Here is a 15,233-nt window from a genome sequence, read left to right on the forward strand (position 1 = left end):
CGGCGCCGGGCGGGTAGAACTCGACGATGACCACCACCCTGCGGCCGAGCGGGCCGCTTCAGCAGAGCGACTCCGGCGCGCGCTCGCGTCCGTACGAGGTCCGCGTCAACAGCAGGCGCGTCGGGGCGCTGCTGATCGCCGCCGACACGCCCTTCGGGCCGACGGTGGGGGAGATCCGGGACCTGGCCATCGACGAGCCGGACCGCCGTCGCGGCCGGGCCACCGTCGCGGCCCTCGCCGCCGAGGAGGTACTGCGCGGCTGGGGCTGCCGCCGGGTGAGCATCTGCGTCCCGGCCGGCTCCCCGGGCGGGCTCCGGCTCGCCGCCGCCCTCGGGTACACCGAGACCGGCCGCACCATGGCCAAGGAGCTCCCCGCCGTGCCTCCCGCGCTCTCCGAGGGGGTCCTGGGCCGGCCCATGACCCCGGACGAGTACGCGGCCTGGGACGTACGGGCCCGCACCGACTACGCGGCGAGCTGGGTCGCCCGGGGGATGCCGGAGGAGGCCGCCCGCGCCAAGGCGCGGGCCGACCACGACACGCAGCTCCCGCGGGGGCTCGCCACCCCCGGCGTCACCTTCGCCGTCCTGGAGGCGGCGGGCACCCCCGTCGGCCACCTGTGGGTGGCGGCGGCCGGGGAGGGCTCGTACGTCTACGACGTCGCCGTCGCCGAGGAGCACCGCGGGCACGGGTACGGCCGCGACCTGATGCTGCTCGCGGAACGCACGGCCATCGCCGCCGGCCACCGGGTGCTGGCGCTGCACGTGTTCACCGCCAACACCCCGGCCCTGCGCCTGTACGAGTCCCTCGGCTACCGGCCGACCGGCCTCAACTACGGCAAGGACCTCATCTAGCCTGGTGCCCGATGGGTGCCGAGGAGCGCGAGCGCAAGGTGTACCGGCCGCTGCGGCGGGCCGGCCTGGAAGTGATCCCGGACGCCGTGCCGGACGGTGTGGTGCCGTTCGTCGGCTCGTACGGGGCCGAGGACGTCGCCGGGTACTTCTCCCACCCGTACGACACCCCGCGGCTGGTGGAGCGGCTCAACGAGGACTGGTACGGGCTCGCCGTCTCCACGGGCCTCTTCGACCACCGCCGGGAGTTCCTCGTCATGCTCCCGCAGGGCACCCGGACGCACGCGGCCGCCCTGCGGAACATGCACGAGGGCCCCCGGGTGATGCCGCCCGCGCTCTGGACGCGGGTACGGCTCCTGGAGCGCTGGGACGTCATGGGCCGGGGTGCGGGGTCGGCGTTCCTCGGCGTGCGCGCGGGCCACCCGGGCTTCGGCATGATGGCGCTCGACGGCAGCGTCTACGTCATCTGCTCGACGGGGGAGAGGGGCGTCGACGTGGTCGCGGTGGCCCACCCGCACCGCTCGGCGGAGGTCCTGGGCCACCTGGAGTGGATCGCGGGCTGGGACAACCCGTACGGCAACCCCGAGTTCCGGCGGCGGATCGCGGCCTGGCTCGCGGGCCGGCCGTACCCGGCCACGGCGGAAGCGCGCCCGCCCGCCGTGACCCCTGGTGCCTCGGCCTAGGCGCTCTCGCCCGCGAGCAGCCGGTCCGCGATCTCCTCGATGCGGGCGCGCAGGCCCTCCTGGCTCTTGCCGCCGTCCAGGCGCTCGCCGCCGATGACGTACGTCGGGGTGCCGCTCACGCCGATGGCCTTGCCCTCGGCCTGGTCGGCGTCGACGATCAGGATGTGCCGGCCGTCGATCAGAGCGGTGTCGAACTCCTCCACGTCCAGGCCCAGTTCACGCGCCACGTCGAGCAGTACGGCCTCGCCGCGCTCGCCCAGCTCGGCGGTGCGGGCGAGCACGGCCTCCGCGTACGGCCAGGCCTGGCCCTGTTCCGCGGCCTCCTCGGCCGCCTGCGCGGCGGCGAAGGCGTGCTTGTGCTTCTCCAGCGGGAAGTGCCGCAGCCGGACGTCCAGCCGGTCGCCGTAGCGGGCCCGCAGGGCGCGCACGTCGTCCAGAGCGCTGTGGCAGTCCGGGCACTGGAGTTCGCACCAGACTTCGAGGATCACGGAATCGGTCATGCGGACAGTCTCCCAGACCCCCTGAGGAGGAGATCCGACCCCGAGATCTCCCGGAGATCCGGGCGCGCGGGCCCGTGGGCATGGCCGCCGCGGTGGGGGCCGGTGCAGGATGGAAGGGACAGACCGCCCGTCGCCGACCGCCGGAGGACCGCATGCTCGCCGAGACCATCTGCTGCGCGGTGTCCGCGGCGGGCCTGGGCATCGCCGCAGTGACCGCGTACCGCAAGCGCTTCCTCGCCGCGACGCGGATCACGGCGTACTCCCTGGTGCCGGTGGGCCTGGTGCTGACCGGCATGGTGGAGTGGGTGTCCGGGATGGTCTTCGAGCCGACCGTCTGGATCGGCTTCGGCCTGCTGGGCCTGGCGTGGGTGCTGTTCATGACCACCCGGGCCGTGGAGCGCCGCGGCCCGGGCCGGGCCGGGAAGGCCCCGAAGGCGGCCGGGGCGGACCCGGGCCGGGAGGCCGTCGCCCCGGACGCCTCCGTCCCCTCCCTGGGCACGGGCGACCGCCGGAACGCGGGTTCCGCCCCGGCGGCGGCCCCGGAGGACGACTTCTCCGACATCGAGGCGATCCTCAAGAAGCACGGGATCTGATCCGCGCGACGGCCTACGCGAGGCCCACGGTGAACGCCGCGCGGTAGCCGGTGCCGTCCGGGGCGGGGGTCAGGGTCATCTTCCCGTCGGCGGCCCGGTAGCGGTCGTCGTTGCCGTTCGGGTCGCGGGGGGCCTTGCGGCGCGCGTACGGCTGCCGCCCGTAGACCTCCTTCAGGAAGGCGTCGGGCAGGAAGAACTGCGAGGTCGTCTCGGAGCGCTCGTCGGGCCGGACCTTGAAGTGGATGTGCGGCGCCAGCCCCGCGTACCAGCCCGGCACGATCGTCTCGAAGACGCAGCGGCCGGCGGCGTCGGTGACCTGGACCCCGCGCAGCCAGGTCTGCCTGCCCTCCGAGTACGCGCCCGACGCGTCGGCCTGCCAGATGTCGACGGCGGCGCCCGCCAGCGGCCGGCAGCCGTCCTTCACGCGCACCACCGTCAGCTCCAGCCGCAGCGGCACGCCCTCGCGGCCCTCGGTGACGTCCGCGCGGGTCCGGCCGCGGCCGGAGTAGTTCGGGCCGGCGCCGGAGGTCACGGCCAGGACGCAGCCCGGGGCGGCGCCCGACGGCGCCGGTGCGGCCGGGCGGGCGCAGGATGCCGTCAGCGCGGCGAGCCCGGCGGATCCGGCGGTCAGCAGGAGGGCCCGCCGGCTGGTCGGGGTAATGCCCTTGTCGGTCATGCGGAGCCTCTCGCGCGTGCGCCCGGGCCGCCCGGCGCGGACGGCCGCCCACCGCGCCCACCGTCCCGCACCCCGGCGGCCGGGCCCGCGACCGACACACGGCCGACCGGGTCCTCGTAGCGCAAGCGCGGCCGGTGCGGGCGGGAATCCGCGCCGAACCACCTGATCCGGGGAGAGACGGCGAACTGCCGCGCCGGTCATGGCGTGTTGGGGGCGGGGCGGGGGTGCCCTGCGCGATCATCGCCCCGACATGCCCGACACATCGCAGGGTGAGCCGACGGCTCCCGTCTCCGAGGCCCCCATCGCCCGGGCCGCCGCCGCTCTGGCCCCCGAGGCCTCCCCGCCCGTCGCGGCCGAAGGGCGCGGGTGCCTCTACGCGCTCTCCCAGCCGCCCCTGATGATCTTCCTAGCGGTGGTCGGGACCCTGCTGCTGCTCGCCGCCCTGCACGACCTCTACCTGCTCTGAGCCCTCGGGCCGGACGTCCGCCTCCTTGCGGCGGGCCCGGTACGCGGCCACGTGCAGCCGGTTTCCGCAGGTCCGGCTGTCGCAGTAGCGGCGCGAGCGGTTCCGGGACAGGTCCACGAAGGCCCGCCGGCAGTCGGGGGCCTCGCAGCGGCGCAGCCGCTCCTGCTCCCCGGAGACCACGATGAAGGCCAGCGCCATGCCGCCGTCCGCCGCGAGGTGGTCGCCCACCGAGGCACCCGGCGCGAAGTAGTGCACGTGCCAGTCGTAGCCGTCGTGGTCGGTGAGCTGCGGGGTGGTGCCGGCCGTGGCGACCAGCTCGTTGATCAGCGCGGCGGCCGCACGGGAGTTCGGTGCCGCGAAGACCTGGGCGAACTTGCCCCGGACCGTCCGCACCCCGGCGAGGTCGCGGGCGCTCAGCTCGCCGACGTCGCTGATCGCGTGCTCCTCGACGAAGCCGCGCAGCGCCTTGAGGTCCGAGAGGGCGTCCGGCTGCCCCGGTTCGGCCGCGGTGTTCACCAGCGCGACGACGACGTCGAGCGCGCGACGGGTGTCGTGGGGGATCTGCACGGGGTCGCTCCCTGGGGGCCGGGCCTTGCGGCGGCGGGCCGCTGCCGCCCGCTGGGGGCCGACAATAGCGCTTACCGCGGGAAAGGTACCCGAGCACACCGGCGCCGCCCCCGCGGGTGGCTTCCGCGGAGACAGCGCCGGCACTGCCGTATGTGGTTGTCCGCCGCGCACCGTCGCCCCGAGTCGGACGGTGGCGGGCCGGGGGCCTGGCTCAGCTTTCGGCCAGGATGTGGGACAGCTCCTTGTCGAGGTCGAAGTGCCGGTGCTCGGTCCCGGGTGGGACCGCGGCGTCCGTCCGCTTGAGGAACGACTCGAGGGCTCGGGCGGGTGCTTCGAGCAGCGCTTCTCCCTCCGGTGAGCTCAGGGCGATGCAGACGACGCCCTGACCGTGGCTGCGGGACGGCCAGACGCGGACGTCGCCGGTACCGGTGGGCCGGTGGAGGCCCTCGGCGAGGAGGTCGCGGGCGAACACCCATTCGACCGTTTCCTCGGCGCCGGTGTGGAAGGTGGCGTGCACGGCGTAGGGATCGGCCGTGTCATACCGCAGGCCCGCGGGAACAGGCAGTGAGGACTCGCTCGACACAACGAGGCGCAGGTGCAGCTCGCAGCTGACCGTGGTGTTCATAAGCGCCAGGGCCTTTCGCTCAGTGTGCGCTCGGGGATTCGCACGTCGGCGAAATCGACATGCCACCTACGGTGCCGTTGTAAACCCCTCTGACCGTTTTGCGGACCTCTGGGTCCCTCGGACGGCGGATCCAAACCCGCATTCACGTGTGCTTCCGACTCCGGTAGATTCGGCGCCATGAATACGGGGAGTGACCGCGGAACCAACGAATCCGCCAACAGCGAGCCGACCGCCGAAGAGGCGCCGCAGCACGAGTCGAAGGCACCCGCCTTCATCAAGGCCAACCGCAGCCTGCACCTGAGCTGGCAGGTCGGCGTCTTCGTCGTCGGCCTCGCCGTCATCGGCGCCGGCGTCGCCATGCTCGTCCTGCCCGGCCCCGGCTGGGTCGCGATCTTCGCCGGCCTCGCGATCTGGGCCACCGAGTTCGCCTGGGCGTCCCTCGCCCTGCGCTGGACCAAGCGCAAGGTCACCGAGGCCGCGCAGAAGGCCCTCGACCCGAAGGTGCGGCGCCGCAACATCATCCTCACCAGCGTCGGCCTCGCCATAGCGGCCGTGCTGATCGGGTTCTACCTGTGGAAGTACGGCCTCACCCTGCCGTGGGACATCAAGGACCAGTGACCGGCCGGTCCCCCGCTCAGGGGTGGTCACAGAGCACCGCTGACATGCGGTAATGTTTGCGGTGCGTCCGGGCGATTAGCTCAGTGGGAGAGCACTTCGTTCACACCGAAGGGGTCACTGGTTCGAACCCAGTATCGCCCACCCGGAGCAGAGGCCCGGAGACTCGGAAGAGTCTCCGGGCCTCTGCCGTACGCCCTCCCCGCGCCGGCCCCGGGCCCTCGGCGCAGGAGCCCTCGGGGCAGCGGCCCTCCCCGTAGCGGCCCTCAGCGCAGCCGCCCGATCGCCGCCCGCAGCCGGCGCGCGTCCCGCAGCCGCTTCTCGTACGTCGCGCCCACCACCAGCAGCAGCAGGCCCGCCAGCGCCGGCGGCAGCCAGCGCGGCAGCACGCCCACCACCTGCACCACGTACGGGGCCAGCTCGTGCAGCGTCACCGCCGCCAGCACCGCACCGCCCAGCAGCAGCGGCGCCCGGAGCCGGCGGTGCGCCCCCGCCAGGGTGACGGTCAGCGCCGCCGTCCCCAGCAGCAGCGGCCGCTGCCAGTACGCGTCGCCCCAGGCGGCCACCAGGCTCGGCAGCAGCGCCGCCCCCAGCCCCGGGCCGTACGCGGACCAGGACGAGGCCCCCGGATCCCGGCGGCGGCGCAGCAGCCCCACCACGAGCGCCGGCACCGCCACCGGCAGCGCGTACGCCTCCGGCACCGCCACCCCCCACGCCGCCAGCCGCACCCAGGCCGCCGCCGTGAACAGCACCCCGGCCGCCCAGCCCAGCGCGCGCCGCTCCGGCCGCAACGCCGCCCCCGCGCACACCGCCCCCGCCAGCCCGAGCACCAGCGCCAGCACCGGCGCGTCACCCGCCGCCAGAGCCACCGCCACCGCCAGGGCCCCCGCTCCGGCCGCCGCCGCCTCCGCGGCCACCCGCACCGGACCCAGCCGGGGCGCCGACCCCGCCACCAGCGCCGGGACCACCAGCACCGCCACCGCCCGCCAGGACCAGGGCAGCCCCGCCACCGCGCCCAGCGCCACCACCAGCGCCACCGCGTACCCGACGGCGGCCACCGCGCAGCCCGCCCGCAATGCCGCCGCCGCGGCCCTGTGGGCGGCTCCCAGCGCGCAGCAGGCGCCCAGCAGCCCGAACACCGCGAAGGTGGCCGCCCGGCCGTCCAGCGCCGCCAGGGACACGCTGAGGGCCCCCACGGCCGCGCACCCCCCCGGCTGCGAACGCCACCTCCCGCGCCGGAGCCCGCACCGCCGCCACCCCGGCCGCCAGCACCACCCCGAGCTGCGCCGCGAACACCGCCCAAACCGGAACGCCCGGGCGCACCGGGGCCGCGAACAGCGCCGCCCCGCCGCACACCACCGCCGCCGCCCCCGCCACCGGCCGCGGCAGCGCACCGGCCGGCAGCGCGCCGCCCGCCGGGCCGCCGCCCGCCAGCCACAGCGCGCCCGCCGCGAGCAGCAGCGCCGCCGCCGGCCCGGCACCCGGCCCGGCCTGCTGCGGGGCCGTCGCCGCCCACACCTCGCGCAGCACCGCGGCCCGGGCCACGAGCGCCACCGCCACCGCCGTCAGCCCCGCGAGCGCCCCGACGGCGGCCACCGCCACCCCCGCCCGCAGCAGCCCGCGCCGCACCGCCCCCGGGACGGCACCCGCGCCCGAGCCCGCCCGCACCGCAGCCGCCGACAGCGCGAGCGCCGCCGCCACCCGCGCCGCCACCGCCCACCACGCGGAGCCCGCCCCGGCCGGGACCAGCGCCCCGGCCGCCGACACCGCCGCCAGGCCCCCGGCCAGGGCGGCCGCCGAAGCCCGCGGCTCGCGCCAGGCCACCGCCACGCCCAGCAGGCCCCCCGCCGCCAGCAGCAGCGCCGGCCCGGCCGCGCCCGGCTCCGCGAGGGACCACGCCAGCCCCACCGCCAGCGCCGCCCCGCCCAGCACCCCCGAGCACACCAACGCGGGCACCCGTACCGCCCGGCGCGCCACCGCCACCGCCAGGGCCGCGTCCAGCGCCGCCGTCGCGAGCAGCGCCGCGCCGGCCCCCAGCGGGCCGGCCCCCGCAGCGGCCGCCGCCAGCGGCAACGGCAGCTGCACGGCCCCCACCGCGGCGAGCACCGGCAGCCGCAGCCAGCCCAGGGCCGCCCCGTACCCGGCCCAGCCCGCCGCCAGCACCGCCGACGCCCCCGCCGCGTACGCCACCCCGTCGGCACCGGACAGCCCGGCCGCGCGCACCGCGTACGCGTCCAGCACCGTCAGCAGCAGCCCCACCCCCGCGACCGCCTCGGCCGTCGACCGCAGCCCGCGCCGCAGCAGCGCGGCGGGCGCCGCCAGTCCCGCGGCCGTCAGCACCGCCAGCACCGCCGAGCGCCCGCCGATCCCCAGGGAGCCCCAGCTGACCAGGGTGAACGCCAGCGCGGCCACCGCCAGCAGCACCGCGCCCAGCGTCAGCAGCACGTTCTGGGCGCTCGGCTTCGCCGCCGGGGCCACGGGCACGGGCGGCCCGAACGGCGCGGCCGGCCCGAACCGCCCCGACGGCACCGGCTGCGCCGCCAGGAGCCGCAGCAGCCAGTCCCGGCGGGCCAGCAAGTAGCCGCGCCGGGCCTCCAGTCGCGCCAGCTCGCCGTCGATGAGCGCCAGCTCGTGAGCCGGCGGAAGGGGGGAGTCCATAGCCGGAGTGTGGCGCCCGTCACGCCATCAGGACATGGGCGTGCGTACTCAGATGAACGGTGAGTACCTACTCGGGAGACCGCCCCCGTCGAAGGGCCCCGGCGGGCCAGACTGGAACCATGCCGCGCTGGACGCACTACCGCTTCCGCAGCGTGTGGGACCTCGACGCCCCGCCCGCGCTCGTCTACTCCCTGCTCGCCGACGCCGCCCGCTACCCGCACTGGTGGCCCCAGGTCCGCCGGGCCGAGCGGATCGACGGGCGCACCGGGACCGTGCTGATCCGCTCGGTCCTCCCGTACGGGATCCGCGTCACCGTCACCGACCTGCTCCGCGACCCGGCGCGCGGGGTCCTCGAAGCGGCCCTGAGCGGTGACATCGAGGGCTGGGCGCGCTGGACCGTACGCCCCCGGGGCGCGGCCGGCGCCGGCCGCACGCGGGCGGTCTACGAGCAGGAGGTCGAGGTGCGGGCCGCCCTGCTGCGGAGGTTCGCGCTCGTCGGCCGGCCGCTGTTCCGGCTCAACCACGCGCTGATGATGCGGGCCGGGCGGCGCGGCCTGCGGGCCCTGCTGGCCGCCCCGCCCGAAGCGGTTTGATCCGGCCCCGAGGCTCTTGTATTGTTCAGTGCGTTCCCGGGCGATTAGCTCAGCGGGAGAGCACTTCGTTCACACCGAAGGGGTCACTGGTTCGATCCCAGTATCGCCCACCGGGACAGGCCGGTCCGTCTGATGACGGACCGGCCTTCCGCATTCTCCGGCACCGCTCCCCGGGTCCGGACCCGGCCGGTCAGGCGGCCTGCGGCAGCTCCGGGCGCAGCGGCCAGTGCGGATCGACCGCCTCCGGAGTGCCCTGCCGGGCGAACCACGCCTGGAGCCCCCGCGCCTGGGCCGCGTGCCACACCGCCTGGAGCGTGTGCAGCTCCGCCGGGGTCAGCCGCTCCAGCCGCGCCGCGAACCGGCGCCCGACCGCCCGTACGACCTCCAGCGCCGCCTGCGCGTCCGCCGAGGCGTCGTGCGCCCCCTCCAGCTCTATCCCGTAGTGCGCGCACAGGTCCGTCAGCGTGCGGCGGCCCTTGCGGTAGCGGTCCAGGTGCTTGTCCAGCACCCGCGGATCCAGCACCGTCAGCGGCCTGTTGTCCAGGTACCGCGCCAGCGACGACGCCCGGTGTCGGCGCAACTCCCGGTCCAGCAGCGTCAGGTCGAACGGCGCGTTCATCACCACCACCGGCCGCCCCGCCATCTGCTGCTCGCCCAGCGCCCGGGCTATCTCCTCCACCACCGGCGCCGGCCACCGGCCGTTGCGCTGGAGGTGCTCGTCGGTCAGACCGTGCACTTCCGTGGCGCCCGGCGGCACCGGGACGCCGGGATTGACCAGCCACCGCGTGGAGCGGACCCGGCCGCCCGCACACTCCTGCACGACGAGCGCGGCGGACACGATCCGGTCCTGCTCGACGTCCACCCCGGTGGTCTCCGTGTCGAAAGCGGCCAGCGGCCCCTCGTACCAGCGTGTCATGGCGAACTCCCTGTCCCCGGTCGGCGGATGGGCCGCACCGGGCACCTCCGCCCCATGACGCGCCGACCCCCGCCGAGTCCCTGATACCCGTGCCGTTTGCCCCGTACGCCGTTTGGCGGCAGCCGGGTGCGGAGACAACTCCCTCGGGGGGTCGCACGCATGACCGGTCGTCACCCCGCCACTCCCGTTCACCGTTCACGGCAGGGCCCGGAAGGCATGGGGAGCCGGCCATGGCGCTCACACAGCCCGAACCGGGCGGGGTGCTGCACGGACAGGGCGATCCGCCGACCGGACCGCTGCGCGGCACACTCGCCACCACCGCCTGCATGGAGACCCTCCAGGTGGGCTACCTGCACGCCGTAGCGGCCGCGGCCGGCTGCTCGCTCTCCCAGCCCTTCCCCGACAACGGCGTCGACTGGCACGTCAGCCACGGCGCACCCGAGCACGTCGTCGACGACGAGGTGACCATCAAGGTGCAGCTGAAGGCGACCTACCAGACACCGCCCCGCCCCGCCGGGGCCAGCTTCGGCTTCACCCTGGACAACGAGCACCTGGTGAAGCTGGCGCGGACACCCGTCGCCGTCCACAAGATCCTCGTGGTGATGCTCGTACCGCGGCAGCGGGACCAGTGGCTGAGCGCCGGCCACGACCGGCTCGACCTGCGGCACTGCTGCTACTGGACCAACCTCGCCGGTCACCCCGTGACCGGCCGGCGCCGCACCACCGTACGGATCCCCACCGAGCGGATCTTCGACGACCGGGCGCTGTGCGAGATCATGACCCGGGTCGGGTCGGGAGGGACACCCTGATGGACCGGTACCCCGCGCACCTCGAACCGCTGCCCCGCCCCGGACCCGCCCCCGGCACACCCGATCCCGGGCAGGTCGACCCGCAGGTCCTCGGCGCGCTGCTGCACCGGCACGGCTGGCTGCGCCGGGGCGGGGCGGCGGGCCGCTACGGGCGCTGGACCCCGCCCGACCGGACCGGGACCAGCCTGCTCGTCCCCGAGAACCGGGGCTTCCCCGACTGCGCCGACCTGGTGGAGGAGGCGCTCACCGCGCTGTCCCGCAGCGGGGTGCCGTCCGCGCGGGAGGTGCTCCTCGGGCTGAGCGTGCCCAGCGACGAGGTCCGCTGGGAGCGGGAGGTGCCGCAGGGGCCGTACGGCTTCCAGGGCGAGGCCGCCTGGCCCGCGCAGGAACGGCTGCGCTCGGCCGCCCGACGGCTGCTGCTGGCCGGTGCCCTCGCCGACCGCGCCCGCGCCGGGTACTACGGCGCCCGCCACCGCGCACAGGCCGAGCGGTTCCTGGACGGCGTCCTGGTGGGGCCCGCCCCGGGCGGCCGCCGGCTTGCCGCGTACGTACCCGTGGCCGGGGGGCGCGGGGTGGTGACGCGGCTGCACCACGCGCTGCACGCGGCGCGGGAGGCGGTGGACTACCGGAGGGCGACCGGCGGCATGGAGGCCTTCGACGCCGCGGTGGCGGCGGGCGTCAGCCGGGAGCTCGCCGAGGCGCTGGTCTCCCTGGTCCGGGGCTCCGAAGGCGCCCGGATCACGCTGGCCTGGGCACCGGCCGCCGGGGTTCCGGCCGGGTGCGCGGCCCGGCCCGAGCCGGTGGAGTTCTCGCCGGGCGACCTGCCGGTGCTGCGCGAGGCCGCCGCCCGCTACACCCGGGCCGAGCCGGCCGTCGCCGTGCGGCTCGCGGGGGCCGTGGTCCGGATGCGGCGCTCGGCGTCGGGCGGCGGGGGCACGGTCCGGCTGCGGGTGCTGTCGGGCGCGGACGTCCCGTACGTACGGGCCGCGCTCGACGAGGAGGGCTACCGGATCGCCGTTCACGCCCACCTGGCCGGCATGCCGGTCCGGGTCAGCGGCCGGCTTTCGCGCCGGGGCGGCTTCCGCCGGCTCGCGGGGGCCACGGACGTGACGCCGGTCCCGCTCGACGAGATGGAGCGGGAGCGGCTGATGAAGTCCCTGGAAGCGGCCTACGACGCCGAGGACGTGCTGCCGTCGGACGACTAGGGCGCCACCGGGGCGGCGGTGTCGGGGCTCTTGGGGGGCTTGCCGCCCTCCAGGGTGGTCGCGGGGTCGCCGCGTTCGACCGTGACCGGGACGCCGCCGGTGATCTGCTCCAGCCGGGCCTTCAGGTCCTTCGACGCGGCGCCCGCCTCGGTGCTCGTCACCACGACCCCGGACGCGTCCCGGGCCGCCGAGAAGGTGTACAGCGGGAAGGCCGGCCGGCCCTGGTCGGCCGTGAGCCGGCCGACGGCGGCCCTGAGTTCGCGGTGCGTGTAGCGGCTCAGGTAGAGGTCGGCGCGGCCCGGGTCCACGGAGGGGTCGGCCTTGCGGGCGGCCTCCAGGAGCAGACGGCCCCGGGCGAGGTCGGTCACGCACACCGCGACCCGGCCGGCGGGCCGGTCGGTGGTGTGGGTGCCGTACACGTCCGCGAAGGCCCCGTAGCCCTGGGCGCCGACGGCCTGCGACAGGCTCAGGGCCTCCGGGGTGTTCGCGGGGGTCCCGTCGATGGTGGTGGGCGGCGCGCCCGGCTCGGAGCGGCCGGCCCCCGGGCAGGGCGGCGCCCCGCCCGCGGACGGCGCTGCCGAGGGCGGTACGGACACCGGCGCGGGCGGCGCCGGCGGCCCGGCCCCGGCGCCGGAACCACCGGCGGCCCCGCAGCCGGTGAGCAGCGCGGCGGCGATACAGGTCAGCGTGACTGCGGTACGGCGCATGGTTCCTCGTTCCCCCTGGGTCCCCTGTGCTTCGGGCGCCCCTGGGACGTACCCGCCCTCCGACCGGTTCCCCCGCGCGGCGGCTACCTGGTCCCGGCCAGCGTGAAGGACGCCATCCGCAGGCCCGGGACGGGGGAGAAGTCCGCGCCCCGGGTGAAGCCGAGGCGCTCGTACAGGGCGACCGCCGGGGCGTTGGCCGCGCCCGTGGTGACCTCGACGCGGCGGCCCGGGAAGAGCTCCGCCAGGGCGTGGCGCACCAGCAGCGAGGCGACGCCCCGGCGGAACCAGGCCGGGTCCACGCACAGCCGGTCGACCGACACCCCGTCCCCCGTCTCCTCCCAGGCCAGGAACCCCGCGACGGCGCCCGCGTCCGTCACCGCGCCCAGCCAGCGCAGCGGCCGCCTCCGCATCTCCTCCAGGCCCTCGGCGAGCGCCGGGATGCCGTCGAAGCCGATCAGCTCCGCCTCGACCGCGTACGCGGCCCGGCCGATCCGGTGCACGGCGGCGGCCGTCGCGTCGTCGGCGAGGTCCAGCGGGCGGGGCTGCGGCATCGCGGCCGCTCCTTTCGGGGGTCGGGCGGGAACGGCCACGCTACCCGCGCCGCGGCGGCGGGCCGCGGGAATTTCCCGGCCCGCCGCGGGGCGGGGGCCGGGCCGGTGCCCGCCCGCCGGCGGGCCCCGCGGCCGGGCTCGGGTGCGCCGCCGGTAACCGTTTCGCGGCGCGGCCACTCGGCTCGGTACGATTCAGGCGCGCAGCGTTCGCTCGCGTGCCCCCTGAGTCAGGAGAGACCGGTGTCAGACGTCCGTGTGATCATCCAACGCGATTCCGAGCGGGACGAGCGCGTGGTGGCCACGGGCACTACGGCGGCGGAGCTCTTCGCCGGCGAGCGCACCATCGTCGCCGCGCGCATCGCCGGTGAGCTGAAGGACCTCTCGTACGAGGTGAAGGACGGCGAGACCGTCGAGCCGGTGGAGATCTCCTCCGAGGACGGCCTCAACATCCTGCGCCACTCGACCGCGCACGTCATGGCGCAGGCCGTGCAGGAGCTGTTCCCCGAGGCCAAGCTGGGCATCGGCCCGCCGGTCCGCGACGGCTTCTACTACGACTTCGACGTCGCCAAGCCCTTCACCCCCGATGACCTGAAGACCATCGAGAAGAAGATGCAGGAGATCCAGAAGCGCGGGCAGAAGTTCGCCCGCCGCGTGGTCTCCGACGAGGCGGCCCGCGAGGAGCTCGCGGACGAGCCGTACAAGCTGGAGCTCATCGGCATCAAGGGCTCCGCGTCGAGCGACGACGGCGCCGACGTCGAGGTGGGCGGCGGCGAGCTGACCATCTACGACAACCTGGACGCCAAGACCGGCGAGCTGTGCTGGAAGGACCTCTGCCGCGGTCCCCACCTGCCCACCACCCGCAACATCCCGGCGTTCAAGCTGATGCGCAACGCGGCCGCCTACTGGCGCGGCAGCGAGAAGAACCCGATGCTCCAGCGCATCTACGGCACCGCCTGGCCCTCGAAGGAGGAGCTGAAGGCGCACCTCGACTTCCTCGCCGAGGCCGAGAAGCGCGACCACCGCAAGCTCGGCAACGAGCTCGACCTCTTCTCCATCCCGGACGAGATCGGCTCCGGCCTCGCCGTCTTCCACCCGCGCGGCGGCATCATCCGCCGGGTGATGGAGGACTACTCGCGCCGCCGGCACGAGGAGGAGGGCTACGAGTTCGTCTACTCCCCGCACGCCACCAAGGGCGCCCTCTTCGAGAAGAGCGGCCACCTGGACTGGTACGCGGAGGGCATGTACCCCCCCATGCAGCTCGACGGTGGTACCGACTACTACCTCAAGCCCATGAACTGCCCGATGCACAACCTGATCTTCGACGCGCGCGGCCGCTCCTACCGTGAGCTCCCGCTGCGCCTGTTCGAGTTCGGCACCGTGTACCGGTACGAGAAGTCGGGCGTGGTCCACGGCCTGACCCGGGCCCGCGGCTTCACCCAGGACGACGCGCACATCTACTGCACCCGTGAGCAGATGGCCGAGGAGCTCGACCGCACGCTCACCTTCGTGCTGAACCTGCTGCGCGACTACGGTCTGACCGACTTCTACCTCGAGCTGTCCACCAAGGACCCGGAGAAGTTCGTCGGCTCGGACGAGGTCTGGGAGGAGGCCACCGCGGTCCTCCAGCAGGTCGCCGAGAAGCAGGGCCTCCCGCTGACCCCCGACCCGGGCGGCGCGGCCTTCTACGGCCCGAAGATCTCCGTGCAGGCGCGCGACGCCATCGGCCGCACCTGGCAGATGTCGACCGTCCAGCTGGACTTCAACCTGCCGGAGCGCTTCGACCTGGAGTACACCGGCCCGGACGGCTCCCGCCAGCGCCCCGTCATGATCCACCGTGCGCTGTTCGGCTCCATCGAGCGGTTCTTCGCCGTGCTGCTGGAGCACTACGCGGGCGCCATGCCGCCGTGGCTGGCCCCGGTCCAGGCGGTCGGCATCCCGATCGGCGACGGGCACGTGGACTACCTGCGGGAGTTCGCCGCCGAGGCGAAGAAGCAGGGCCTGCGGGTCGAGGTGGACGCGTCCTCCGACCGGATGCAGAAGAAGATCCGCAACCACCAGAAGCTCAAGGTCCCCTTCATGATCATCGTCGGTGACGAGGACATGGCCGCGGGCACCGTCTCCTTCCGCTACCGCGACGGTTCGCAGGAGAACGGCATCCCGAAGGACGAGGCGCTGGCGAAGCTGGCCAAGGTCGTCGCCGACCGCGTCCAGGTCTGATCCA

Annotated in this window: 16 protein-coding genes, 2 tRNA genes and 1 pseudogene; 11 read left to right on the forward strand and 8 right to left on the reverse strand. The window is 75.5% G+C overall.

Features of this window, described 5'->3' with window-relative positions:
• Positions 1 to 26: 26 nt before the first annotated feature.
• A complete protein-coding gene (locus ABD973_RS26460; protein ID WP_345502463.1) occupies positions 27 to 851 on the forward strand; it encodes a GNAT family N-acetyltransferase in 825 nt (274 codons plus the stop codon).
• Positions 852 to 862: 11 nt separating this feature from the next.
• On the forward strand, positions 863 to 1,531 hold the full coding sequence (locus tag ABD973_RS26465; protein WP_345502465.1) for a hypothetical protein: 669 nt from the start codon (positions 863 to 865) through the stop codon (positions 1,529 to 1,531).
• Here the strand turns inward: ABD973_RS26465 and ABD973_RS26470 are convergent.
• Entirely contained in the window at positions 1,528 to 2,031 is a 504-nt protein-coding gene (locus ABD973_RS26470) for a DsbA family protein (protein ID WP_125820549.1), read from the reverse strand. The two genes, ABD973_RS26465 and ABD973_RS26470, sit on opposite strands and share 4 nt — an antisense overlap.
• A gap of 152 nt (positions 2,032 to 2,183) precedes the next feature.
• On the opposite strand from ABD973_RS26470, the gene ABD973_RS26475 reads away from it, so the two are divergent.
• The gene (locus ABD973_RS26475; protein ID WP_345502467.1) at positions 2,184 to 2,624 is read left to right on the forward strand and encodes a hypothetical protein; all 441 of its coding nucleotides are present in this window, start codon (positions 2,184 to 2,186) and stop codon (positions 2,622 to 2,624) included.
• Between the two features lie 13 nt (positions 2,625 to 2,637).
• On the opposite strand, the gene ABD973_RS26480 is transcribed toward ABD973_RS26475, so the two are convergent.
• A complete protein-coding gene (locus tag ABD973_RS26480; RefSeq protein WP_345502469.1) occupies positions 2,638 to 3,300 on the reverse strand; it encodes a dioxygenase family protein in 663 nt (220 codons plus the stop codon).
• A gap of 250 nt (positions 3,301 to 3,550) precedes the next feature.
• On the opposite strand from ABD973_RS26480, the gene ABD973_RS26485 reads away from it, so the two are divergent.
• Positions 3,551 to 3,766 carry a hypothetical protein gene (locus ABD973_RS26485; protein ID WP_125820546.1) on the forward strand — a complete coding sequence of 72 codons (216 nt, stop codon included), beginning with the start codon at positions 3,551 to 3,553 and terminating at the stop codon, positions 3,764 to 3,766.
• Here ABD973_RS26485 and ABD973_RS26490 read toward each other — a convergent pair.
• Together ABD973_RS26490 and ABD973_RS26495 are read right to left on the reverse strand one after the other, a co-directional pair.
• Positions 3,707 to 4,333 (reverse strand): CGNR zinc finger domain-containing protein, encoded by a 627-nt coding sequence (locus tag ABD973_RS26490; protein ID WP_125597141.1) that lies wholly within the window; start codon positions 4,331 to 4,333, stop codon positions 3,707 to 3,709. The genes ABD973_RS26485 and ABD973_RS26490 overlap by 60 nt on opposite strands.
• A gap of 211 nt (positions 4,334 to 4,544) precedes the next feature.
• Positions 4,545 to 4,958: an SsgA family sporulation/cell division regulator gene (locus ABD973_RS26495; RefSeq protein WP_030011909.1), complete on the reverse strand. Its 414-nt coding sequence runs from the start codon at positions 4,956 to 4,958 to the stop codon at positions 4,545 to 4,547.
• Between the two features lie 177 nt (positions 4,959 to 5,135).
• Here ABD973_RS26495 and ABD973_RS26500 point away from each other — a divergent pair, with 177 nt between their 5' ends.
• On the forward strand, positions 5,136 to 5,576 hold the full coding sequence (locus ABD973_RS26500; protein WP_125820545.1) for a TIGR02611 family protein: 441 nt from the start codon (positions 5,136 to 5,138) through the stop codon (positions 5,574 to 5,576).
• A gap of 69 nt (positions 5,577 to 5,645) precedes the next feature.
• Positions 5,646 to 5,717 (forward strand) — tRNA-Val (locus ABD973_RS26505).
• Positions 5,718 to 5,839: 122 nt separating this feature from the next.
• On the opposite strand, the pseudogene ABD973_RS26515 reads toward ABD973_RS26505, so the two are convergent.
• Positions 5,840 to 8,231: pseudogene (locus ABD973_RS26515) on the reverse strand (SCO7613 C-terminal domain-containing membrane protein).
• Between the two features lie 119 nt (positions 8,232 to 8,350).
• On the opposite strand from ABD973_RS26515, the gene ABD973_RS26520 reads away from it, so the two are divergent.
• Together ABD973_RS26520 and ABD973_RS26525 are read left to right on the forward strand one after the other, a co-directional pair.
• The gene (locus ABD973_RS26520) at positions 8,351 to 8,824 is read left to right on the forward strand and encodes an SRPBCC family protein (RefSeq protein WP_125820543.1); all 474 of its coding nucleotides are present in this window, start codon (positions 8,351 to 8,353) and stop codon (positions 8,822 to 8,824) included.
• A 38-nt stretch (positions 8,825 to 8,862) separates the two neighbouring features.
• A tRNA-Val gene (locus tag ABD973_RS26525) sits at positions 8,863 to 8,934 on the forward strand.
• A gap of 80 nt (positions 8,935 to 9,014) precedes the next feature.
• Here the strand turns inward: ABD973_RS26525 and ABD973_RS26530 are convergent.
• Entirely contained in the window at positions 9,015 to 9,740 is a 726-nt protein-coding gene (locus ABD973_RS26530; RefSeq protein ID WP_125820542.1) for a 3'-5' exonuclease, read from the reverse strand.
• A gap of 230 nt (positions 9,741 to 9,970) precedes the next feature.
• On the opposite strand from ABD973_RS26530, the gene ABD973_RS26535 reads away from it, so the two are divergent.
• Both ABD973_RS26535 and ABD973_RS26540 read left to right on the forward strand, forming a co-directional pair.
• Complete coding sequence (locus tag ABD973_RS26535; RefSeq protein ID WP_125605234.1) at positions 9,971 to 10,549, forward strand: DUF4365 domain-containing protein; 579 nt, start codon at positions 9,971 to 9,973, stop codon at positions 10,547 to 10,549.
• Complete coding sequence (locus ABD973_RS26540; RefSeq protein ID WP_241253173.1) at positions 10,549 to 11,754, forward strand: hypothetical protein; 1,206 nt, start codon at positions 10,549 to 10,551, stop codon at positions 11,752 to 11,754. The genes ABD973_RS26535 and ABD973_RS26540 overlap by 1 nt, the downstream gene beginning before the upstream one ends.
• Here the strand turns inward: ABD973_RS26540 and ABD973_RS26545 are convergent.
• Entirely contained in the window at positions 11,751 to 12,461 is a 711-nt protein-coding gene (locus ABD973_RS26545; protein ID WP_345502480.1) for a hypothetical protein, read from the reverse strand. The two genes, ABD973_RS26540 and ABD973_RS26545, sit on opposite strands and share 4 nt — an antisense overlap.
• Positions 12,462 to 12,544: 83 nt before the next feature.
• Positions 12,545 to 13,012: a GNAT family N-acetyltransferase gene (locus ABD973_RS26550; protein WP_345502482.1), complete on the reverse strand. Its 468-nt coding sequence runs from the start codon at positions 13,010 to 13,012 to the stop codon at positions 12,545 to 12,547.
• A gap of 240 nt (positions 13,013 to 13,252) precedes the next feature.
• Between ABD973_RS26550 and thrS the strand changes: the two genes are divergently transcribed.
• Positions 13,253 to 15,229, forward strand: coding sequence for a threonine--tRNA ligase (gene thrS / locus ABD973_RS26555; RefSeq protein WP_125603368.1), 1,977 nt, complete (start codon positions 13,253 to 13,255; stop codon positions 15,227 to 15,229).
• Positions 15,230 to 15,233 lie beyond the last annotated feature (4 nt).

The sequence above is a fragment of the Streptomyces racemochromogenes genome, from assembly GCF_039535215.1.
GTDB lineage: Bacteria > Actinomycetota > Actinomycetes > Streptomycetales > Streptomycetaceae > Streptomyces > Streptomyces racemochromogenes.

Bases quoted from the DNA above. Each gene is read 5' to 3' on its own strand.
- ABD973_RS26535 (WP_125605234.1), top strand. From the start codon at position 9,971: ATGGCGCTCACACAGCCCGAACCGGGCGGGGTGCTGCACGGACAGGGC.
- ABD973_RS26540 (WP_241253173.1), top strand. From the start codon at position 10,549: ATGGACCGGTACCCCGCGCACCTCGAACCGCTGCCCCGCCCCGGACCC.
- ABD973_RS26495 (WP_030011909.1), bottom strand. From the start codon at position 4,958: ATGAACACCACGGTCAGCTGCGAGCTGCACCTGCGCCTCGTTGTGTCG.
- ABD973_RS26465 (WP_345502465.1), top strand. From the start codon at position 863: ATGGGTGCCGAGGAGCGCGAGCGCAAGGTGTACCGGCCGCTGCGGCGG.
- ABD973_RS26545 (WP_345502480.1), bottom strand. From the start codon at position 12,461: ATGCGCCGTACCGCAGTCACGCTGACCTGTATCGCCGCCGCGCTGCTC.
- ABD973_RS26460 (WP_345502463.1), top strand. From the start codon at position 27: ATGACCACCACCCTGCGGCCGAGCGGGCCGCTTCAGCAGAGCGACTCC.
- ABD973_RS26500 (WP_125820545.1), top strand. From the start codon at position 5,136: ATGAATACGGGGAGTGACCGCGGAACCAACGAATCCGCCAACAGCGAG.
- ABD973_RS26485 (WP_125820546.1), top strand. From the start codon at position 3,551: ATGCCCGACACATCGCAGGGTGAGCCGACGGCTCCCGTCTCCGAGGCC.
- ABD973_RS26480 (WP_345502469.1), bottom strand. From the start codon at position 3,300: ATGACCGACAAGGGCATTACCCCGACCAGCCGGCGGGCCCTCCTGCTG.
- ABD973_RS26520 (WP_125820543.1), top strand. From the start codon at position 8,351: ATGCCGCGCTGGACGCACTACCGCTTCCGCAGCGTGTGGGACCTCGAC.
- ABD973_RS26530 (WP_125820542.1), bottom strand. From the start codon at position 9,740: ATGACACGCTGGTACGAGGGGCCGCTGGCCGCTTTCGACACGGAGACC.
- ABD973_RS26475 (WP_345502467.1), top strand. From the start codon at position 2,184: ATGCTCGCCGAGACCATCTGCTGCGCGGTGTCCGCGGCGGGCCTGGGC.
- ABD973_RS26550 (WP_345502482.1), bottom strand. From the start codon at position 13,012: ATGCCGCAGCCCCGCCCGCTGGACCTCGCCGACGACGCGACGGCCGCC.
- ABD973_RS26470 (WP_125820549.1), bottom strand. From the start codon at position 2,031: ATGACCGATTCCGTGATCCTCGAAGTCTGGTGCGAACTCCAGTGCCCG.